Origin of the sequence: Streptomyces sp. NRRL S-118, from assembly GCF_000716335.1 — a bacterium.
Classification (GTDB): domain Bacteria; phylum Actinomycetota; class Actinomycetes; order Streptomycetales; family Streptomycetaceae; genus Streptomyces.
Genome location: NZ_KL591041.1, coordinates 40545 through 48143 on the forward strand (window position 1 = coordinate 40545; position 7599 = coordinate 48143).

Annotated in this window: 8 protein-coding genes and 2 pseudogenes; 5 read left to right on the top strand and 5 right to left on the bottom strand. The window is 68.1% G+C overall.

Annotation, left to right across the window (positions count from 1 at the left end):
- The coding region (locus IH00_RS44750) for a hypothetical protein (protein ID WP_234335100.1) at positions 1 to 359 on the top strand (359 nt) is incomplete at its 5' end.
- A 308-nt stretch (positions 360 to 667) separates the two neighbouring features.
- The gene (locus IH00_RS44755) at positions 668 to 865 is read left to right on the top strand and encodes a hypothetical protein (RefSeq protein WP_234335101.1); all 198 of its coding nucleotides are present in this window, start codon (positions 668 to 670) and stop codon (positions 863 to 865) included.
- 316 nt (positions 866 to 1181) lie between these two features.
- Here IH00_RS44755 and IH00_RS41320 read toward each other — a convergent pair whose 3' ends face one another.
- Together IH00_RS41320 and IH00_RS0135545 are read right to left on the bottom strand one after the other, a co-directional pair.
- Positions 1182 to 1667 carry a NucA/NucB deoxyribonuclease domain-containing protein gene (locus IH00_RS41320; RefSeq protein ID WP_234335102.1) on the bottom strand — a complete coding sequence of 162 codons (486 nt, stop codon included), beginning with the start codon at positions 1665 to 1667 and terminating at the stop codon, positions 1182 to 1184.
- On the bottom strand, positions 1634 to 2509 hold the full coding sequence (locus tag IH00_RS0135545; protein ID WP_158828161.1) for a hypothetical protein: 876 nt from the start codon (positions 2507 to 2509) through the stop codon (positions 1634 to 1636). Before IH00_RS0135545 ends, IH00_RS41320 begins: the two co-directional genes overlap by 34 nt.
- Before the next feature lie 274 nt (positions 2510 to 2783).
- Here IH00_RS0135545 and IH00_RS38310 point away from each other — a divergent pair.
- Both IH00_RS38310 and IH00_RS0135555 read left to right on the top strand, forming a co-directional pair.
- Positions 2784 to 4237, top strand: a pseudogene (locus IH00_RS38310) (NF041680 family putative transposase).
- 52 nt (positions 4238 to 4289) lie between these two features.
- A complete protein-coding gene (locus IH00_RS0135555) occupies positions 4290 to 4682 on the top strand; it encodes a RidA family protein (RefSeq protein ID WP_031080541.1) in 393 nt (130 codons plus the stop codon).
- Positions 4683 to 4698: 16 nt separating this feature from the next.
- Here the strand turns inward: IH00_RS0135555 and IH00_RS41325 are convergent.
- Positions 4699 to 5563, bottom strand: a protein-coding gene (locus tag IH00_RS41325; RefSeq protein WP_420710979.1) for an IS5 family transposase whose coding sequence is annotated in 2 segments (ribosomal slippage) — positions 4699 to 5185 and positions 5184 to 5563 — 867 coding nt in all. Because the reading frame shifts where the segments join, the coding sequence is not laid out codon by codon here.
- Here IH00_RS41325 and IH00_RS41330 point away from each other — a divergent pair.
- Positions 5498 to 5738 (top strand): annotated as a pseudogene (locus tag IH00_RS41330) (transposase); the annotation flags it as partial. The gene IH00_RS41325 and the pseudogene IH00_RS41330 sit on opposite strands and share 66 nt — an antisense overlap.
- Positions 5739 to 6520: 782 nt before the next feature.
- Here the strand turns inward: IH00_RS41330 and IH00_RS43130 are convergent.
- Together IH00_RS43130 and IH00_RS43135 are read right to left on the bottom strand one after the other, a co-directional pair.
- A complete protein-coding gene (locus tag IH00_RS43130; protein WP_158828163.1) occupies positions 6521 to 6697 on the bottom strand; it encodes a hypothetical protein in 177 nt (58 codons plus the stop codon).
- Between the two features lie 584 nt (positions 6698 to 7281).
- A partial coding sequence (locus IH00_RS43135; RefSeq protein ID WP_234335103.1) for a hypothetical protein occupies positions 7282 to 7599 on the bottom strand: 318 nt, incomplete at its 5' end.

Here is a 7599-nt window from a genome sequence, read left to right on the forward strand (position 1 = left end):
GGGCTGATGCGGGCTTGGTGCTGTCGTCGGCGGCGCCAGTGGGACCAGTGCAGGATGTGGTCGAGCGAGGCTGGCCGGCGGTGGGTGAGGCGGCGGATCAGGCGTCTGAGTTCGGGAAGGCTCAGCGGCACGAGGCCGGAGGATCCGTTTCTGCTTTCCCGGCGTTGACATCTGTCATGCACCATAACCCCGCCCGAAGCCCGGCACGCGCGATCCACCGATTCGCCCACGGCATCTTCCGCTGGGCTGCCCGACGCCGCCGGGTCGCAATCGGACATCTGCTGCGCGGCGCCTGCTACGGCATCGGCGCCGGCACGATCAGCCTGCTCACCTTCTGGGTCCAGCACCGCGGCTGGTAGCCCCTGCGCGCAGGGCGTGCTTACGGGCGCGCATGCGCCTGGCCTCCCGTGGGGAGCCGGGGCGGCGCGGCCCCGCCCTGCACCCGTACACGCCGTGGCGGTAGACGTGCGAATGGGATATGTCAGACGCATAGGCGCCCCCCCCGGAACACCGGGGCGGGCCGCCATGCCTATGCGGCGCTCTCGCCGATGGCGCGGGTGATGGTGGTGTGGTCGACGCCACGCGGGACCGGCTGATACCCGACCCCCACAGCTCCTGACCGGCCTACGATCGACGGCGATGACCGCCGGCATGTGAGGGAGCGGATGTGGCGCATCTGATCAAACGGCAGCATCTGGATGCTGACGTGGGTTTTCACAGCTTCAGCTTCCAGGAGTCCGACGACGCCGCGCTTCCGGTTCCGTACCCCGATGACTTTGCCTTCGGTACCTTCTTGAGCGCTCATCCTGGCCGCGTCGACATCTACAGTGCCGGCCACACCCATACCGCGGCGGTCACGGTCTAGGTATGGGACGGGCCGGCGCCCGACCCGTCGGACACGGTGTGGAATGAGCAAGGTGAGGTCGACTTCGACTCGACCAGCGGGCAGGTGGCGTTGTGGTCGATGAGTCTGGGCCGCACGGACAGCGTGATTCACCTTGCCGATGGTGGTGGGCCGTGGCGGGTGCGGGTCAGCTGTGTCGGCCGCGAGGAAGCCGAGCGGCAGTCCGAGGAAACGGGTACCGCCGACGGCGTGGAGCAGTATTTGGTCCAGTTCTGGCCCCGGTCGTCCTGAGGCGGGACCGGGGCAGCGGCCATCCGGGCCGCCGCCCCGTCTCAGGTCAGGAGGTGACCTGGACCAGGAACCCGTCCTCGAGCCCGTCTATCAGGCGGTTCTTGGCGTAGAAGCCGAGGAGCAGGCTTCCTGCGGCGCCGTTGTCCGCCTTGGCGACCGGCTTGACGGAGAAGTTGAACTTCTTGGCGTCGGGGTCGTAGTCGGGCTGTGCGGCGCCCTCGTAGGTGGTGGCGAAGGGGTACTCGTCACACTCGCGTGTCGCGCCCTGGCTGTAGTTGTCGGCCCAGTACCGCTTGCACTGCTTGACTGCGGCCTTCCGGTTGTCGTCCTTTCGGCGCGTTTGGACGAGCCGGTGCAGCGGTTCCTTGGCGACCTGCCCGGGCACCTTCTTCGCGGCCATCTCGGGCTTAGTGTCGGCCGGCTTGGTGAAGGCTGTCTTGATGTGCTCGGCGACCGCTCGCTCCGGCGCTCCCGCCTTAGCGCTGTAGACCAGGGTCGTCAGGTAGCTGAAGGTGGCGGCGCCCTTCGCCATCCGGCAGGCGGTGTGATGGCAACCGACGGCTCATACACGGCGAAGACGAGGTCGGTGGTGCCGCTGCTGCCTTGGCCCGGCTTGGCGTTCATGGTGTGCGTGTACGTGCGTGCGGCCTTCAGCTCATCGGAGGTCTTCGCCGTCTTGGGTAGGTTGCCACCCTGGTCGTACTTAACGCGTGACGGCCAGCTCTTCGGTATCGCACCACTCGTGGTGATCTTCATTGCGGCCGTGGCTGTCTGACCTGTCCGCTGCATCTCGGTGAAGTAGTACTGGAACTTGATTTCGCGGCTGTTGGCTGCGATCGTCCCCACGGTTCGCACATTGAACATGCTCTCGCCGACAGGTCGGTTGTTACGGAACCACGTCTGCAGGAACGTCGCCCCGGAGCACACCGCGAACCTGGACTTGATGAAGAACTTCTTGTCCGCGCCCAGTCCGTTCCTGCACTCCTCGTACGTCATCGTGCGCGAGGGCTCCGGATATGTCACCGCCCGGGCGCTGACCGCGCCGACCCGCTCGGTGGCGGCGGTACCGGACGTGGCGGACGCTTGGCGAGCCTTCGGCGCAAACGAGGCCGCAGGCCCCATCGTCTCGGGCGCGATCCGCGCCTCCGGTTCCATCTCTCGGGCCAGGCGGTCCAACTGCTCCATCCCGTCACCGGCCCTTAGGTCTTCCAGTGACGGCTTCGCCGCTCCCAGAGGGAGGACAAAGGACTCGACACGCATCTCGGATGCTTCGCCGCTGTCTGCCGTTGCGGGTGACAGGGTCGGCAGCAGCGCAGCGGCGGTCAGTCCCGCCAGCATCTGCGCGCGGGCGCGACGAACCCAACTTGTACGCATAGGTGTACCCCCGAGTCTGGCTGCCGGGCTGCGCCCGGCTGGTCAGGAGCACATCTATCGAACAGTTGAACGGTACGGTGGCGATCTGGCCCGATCATCTGCCAAGTTGGCCGAACCGGTGCCATCTGCATCTAGCTTGGTCTTTAACGTGGGCCGTCGAACGGTGCGTCGTGCTTGATCACTCGGTTCGGTATCTGCCGTACGCGGAAGCGGCCTTCGTCTGAACATGTGCTCCGGCCAAGGAACACACCCGTCCAGCACGAAGGCCGCGAGGATGAGTCTGCTGCATCGCGATGTCCGGCAGGAGCCGCGGAACGAACTGTCACGCTTTTGGGGCGAGTTCTACTCCTGTCTCACCGCTCGTTCGGGTGCCCTGTTCGAACTGGCCGACGCGGTTCTGTGCGGTGATGGGCCGGTGAAGTCGCTGGCCGAGCTGTCGCTGGTGGGCGAACACCGCCGTGGACACGGAGGGCTCTACGCCGCCCTCGCCCAGGGCCGCGTCGACGCGGACCGGATGCGGCAGGCTCTGGCCTCGGTGCCTCTGCCGCGGGCGGCCGACGGGCGGCTGGTCCTGGCCGTCGATGTCACGTGCTGGCTGCGGCCGGACGCCCACACCTCACCAGAGCGGATCCTGTGTCACACCTACGGCCGGGGCAAGGACCAGCACATTCCCGTTCCGGGGTGGCCGTACTCGATCGTCTGCGCGCTGGAGCCGGGCCGCAGCTCGTGGACCGCCCCGCTGGACGCTCTGCGTCTGGCACCTGGGGACGACACCGCCACCGTCACCGCCCGGCAGCTGCGCGAACTGGTGGAGCGGCTGATCACCGCAGGCCAGTGGCAGGCCGGCGATCCGGAGGTCCTCGTCATCGCGGACGCCGGATACGACGCACCCCGCCTGGCCCACCTCCTGCGGGATCTACCGGTGCAGGTGCTGGCCAGGATGCGGTCGGACCGTGTCCTGCGCCGGCCGGCCCCGCCGCGGCAGCCTCACACCATGGGCCGGCCGCCCCGGCACGGCGGCGAGTTCGTCTTCGGGCAGCCCGACACCTGGGGCATCCCGGACACCGAAACCGTCACCGACACACGCCTCTACGGCACCGCCCGAGCACGCTCGTGGGACCGGCTCCCCCCAAGCTCACCCACCGCTCCTCCTGGGCCGCGGCCGACGGCACCCTCCCCATCGTCGAGGGGACCGTGATCCGCCTGGACATCGATCACCTGCCCAGCGGAGCCACCCCGAAGCCGGTCTGGCTGTGGTGGTCGGGCACCGACGCAGACGCAGCGGACACCGACCGACTCTGGCAGGCATACCTGCGTCGTTTCGACATCGAGCACACCTTCCGCCTGTTCAAGCAGACCCTCGGCTGGACCTGCCCGAAGATACGCACCCCCGAGGCGGCGGACCGCTGGACCTGGCTGATCTTCGCGGCCTACACCCAACTGAGGCTGGCCCGGCCACTCGCAGCCGACCGGCGTCGCCCCTGGGAGAGGCCCGTCTCCTGGGACAGGCTGACCCCGGCACGTGTCCGCCGCGACTTCCGGCACATCCGCCCCAAGGTCGTCTGCCCGGCCGGGGCACCGAAACCCACTCGCCCCGGACCTGGACGACCTCCCGGCCGAAAGAACACCCGGCCCACCCCACGCCACGACGTCCACACACCACGCAAGACGGGCACCACGTCCCGGAACAAGAAGTCGACAGCCACACGGTCCCGCCGGACAGGTTAAAGATCAAGCTAGGGTGTGTATCGCAAGTGCTGCGCTCTGAGAGCATGGCGTGATGGAACGTGCTCGACAGATGGTCAGTTCTGGCTCACCGCTTGAGCCTCAAATCGGGTTTTCCCGGGCGATCCGCAAAGGGAAGCATGTCGCGGTTGCCGGCACCGCGCCCATCGGGGACGACGGGACGACGGTGGGGCAAGGTGACGTTTATGCCCAGACTGTGAGGTGCCTGGATATCGCCGAAGCCGCGCTGAAGGAAGCCGGGGCGTCGCTGGAGGATGTCGTGCGGACACGCATCATGCTCACGGACGTGACTCGATGGAAGGAAGCCGCGCGAGCGCACGGAGAGCGGTTCGCATCAGTCCGTCCAGCCTGCACCTTTGTCGAGGTGTCGCGTTTCATTGACGCCGACTGGCTCGTGGAGCTAGAGCTCGACGCCATCGTCGACTAACTCGTGAATGTGCTGGTCACAGCCACTCGCTGATGGCTGCGACGAGGACGGTCGCCTCGTAGCGGACCGCGAGCTTGTCGTACCGCGTCGCCACGGCGCGGTGCCTCTTGAGGCGGTTGATGCCGCACTCGACCGCGTGCCGTTCGCGGTAGTCGGCCTTGTCGAACTTCGGTGGCCGGCCGCCGCGGGAGCCGCGCTTCTTGCGGTTGCGGGCCTGGTCGGCCTTGTCGGGGATGGTGCAGCGGATGCCGCGTCGGCGCAGGTAGGCGCGGTTCCTGCGGGAGGCGTATGCCTTGTCGGCGCGCATCCGCCGGGGCCGGGTGCGCGGTCGGCCCGGCCCCAGTCGGGGGACCCGGATGCGGTCCAGAACGGCCTCGAACTGCGGACAGTCGCCGCGCTGCCCGGCCGTGATCACGATCGACGTGGGCTTCTGGCGCTGCTCGAGAGCCAGGTGCAGCTTGGTGGTCAGGCCGCCGCGCGAGCGTCCGAGCCCGTGGTCGGCAGGTTCGGCGGTGATGCCGCCGGGCGGCTCCTTCTGCAGCTCCCCTTTTCCGTGCCCCGGCGGCGTGCTGGTGGGCGCGTACGACGGTGGAGTCCACGTTGATGTCCCAGGTGATCAGGGCCTTCGCGTCCGTCCGGGCCTGCAGCTCGATGAAGATCCGGTGCCAGGTGCCGACCCGCTGCCAGCGGCGGAACAGGTCGTATGCACGACCCCACGGCCCGTACCTCTCGGGCACGTCCCGCCAGGGGATGCCGGTGCGGACCCGGAACCGTATGCCGTCGATCAGCTGCCGGCGCGTCCATATCGGCGGCCGTTGTTGGACGGCCGTCGGAAGTCGGTCCAGCCGATGGCCGATCGGCTGCCGGACGGGAACATGCAGGCCCTGCAGCAGTTCGTGAACCAGTCGCCGTGGGATCCGCTGCCGGTGCGGCAGCGGATCGCCAAGCGGCTGTCCGGAGTTGTCAGGCCCGAGGTGTGGGTGGTGGACGATGTGTCGTTCCCCAAGTGCGGCAAGGCGTCGGTGGGGGTGGCCCGGCAGTACTGCGGGGCGGCGCGGCGCACACCTCCCGCGCCGCCGCTCCCCGAACCTTCCGGAGTCCTCGCATGTCCGTCCACGCCCCGGCGTCCCAGCTCACCGCTGCCCGCACCGCTCCTGCGACACCTGCCACGTTCCACCCGAAGCGCCCCACCGTCCTGTCCTACGGGGGGCGCCGACAGTACGGCGATCCTGCTGATGTTCCTGGCCGATCCGGCCGCGCACGGCCTGGAGCCGGACCTGTCGGACCTGACCGTCGTTCACGCCATCACCGGGGATGAGTTCGTCGACTCACTCGACTACGTCAACCGCCTGGTCCTGCCGCTGCTTCGCGCTCGCTCGGTGCGCCTGGTCCAGCTCTGCCGGGGGGCAAGAGCGACACCGACGGCGTCCTCGTCCTGGACGACTCCCGCACGCCGCGCCGCATCCACGCCGCCGGCCCCTGGCGCCTGTCCGACGAGCTGCGCGCGGCCGGTACCGTGCCGCAGCTCGCGAACGGCCAGCGCCGCTGCTCCATCCGCTTCAAGGGCTGGGTCCTCGACAACTGGGCCGCCGCCGAGTCGGCCGCGCAGCGGCGCTGCAGCGGGCCGAGCAGGCCAAGGACTGAGGCTTCGCCACGCCGCCGGCCGTGCTGCTGTCGCAGCTCACGGAGGGCGCTAGCGCGGGCAAAGCCCGTCGGGCAGTGTAGTGGGCGGCATACCGTAATGGGCAACTCGAAGCGGCGAGGCCGGCCAGGGCTGTGAGCCCTGGCCGGCCTCCTCTACCTTGTGGCTGTTTCGCGAGTCAGGTCCGCTGTCACTCCTACTTGCGGGCCCACTCCCAGAACTTTCCCCCCAGGACGAGCAGGCCGTGCACGGCGACCGCCTCAAGGGTGCCGCTGGCGCCACTGTGGGGACGAACATCGTTGACCATCTGGCCGGTGACCGTGGGCGGGGGCGTGGGCGGCGGGGCCATCTGGCCGTTGTACTGGTAGCTCATCGTGAACCTTTCTCTCTTCGGTCCCGCACAGACGAAGCGGGCTGATTCGATACTCGCTCGGATGACTCCCGCGGAATATGGGGGGAAGCCTGATGCCGGCGACCTGGAAACAGGATGGCCCGTGTTCAGCCCGGGGCTTGCTCATTGTGTCCCGTGGAGTCATTGAGGTAGGCGGGCAACTGCACCTTTGGGGACACGCCGAGCCGATCGATGACGCATTTCCCGACTTTCCGTACCGCTTGGCGAGGAAGACCAGCCTGTCCCGGTGATTCCATCAAGTCGCAGGGCGTGCGGCACGGTATTCGCCGACTCCTAGGCATGGGCGTCCCGCTGCGGAAGGTCAAGGTGCGGCCACCCGGAATAACTTCCACTGGGCGGCCCCCTTGATCCGCCTCGGCTCCCACGAGTTCGTGTCCTGACTCGCGCAACGGGCCGCTGGCTGTCGTATTCAGTCGGCATGACCATCACCAGATCGACCCGCCGCGACCACGACACTCGCCCGGGCACCCAACACCCGGGCTGGCGCGTTACGCAAGACCGAGGCCCCTGGAGATCGAAGGATCTCTGGGGCCCCGATGTGATTGCTACGAGTCACATCCTCCCGGGACATAGCTGTAGCCGTCGAGGAAAAGCAGATTGACACCGAGGGCTTCCTCGTAACTCACCGACCATGTCGATTCGAACGGCTCACCTCCCTCCACATAAAAGATCATGGCATCTCCTTGGGCAACGACATACCCAGAGAAGCCACCCTCTCCGTTCTGTGCAGCAAAGCTCCCATCGCTGGAAAAGACGTAGGTCAAGTGCCCGCCGGGTGCGTCGTTCTGGCCGCCGCACCAAGAGCCCACAACGCTCTCGGGCACGGACGGTTCGGGCTCCGTGGTGGCGGGGCCCGGTTCGGG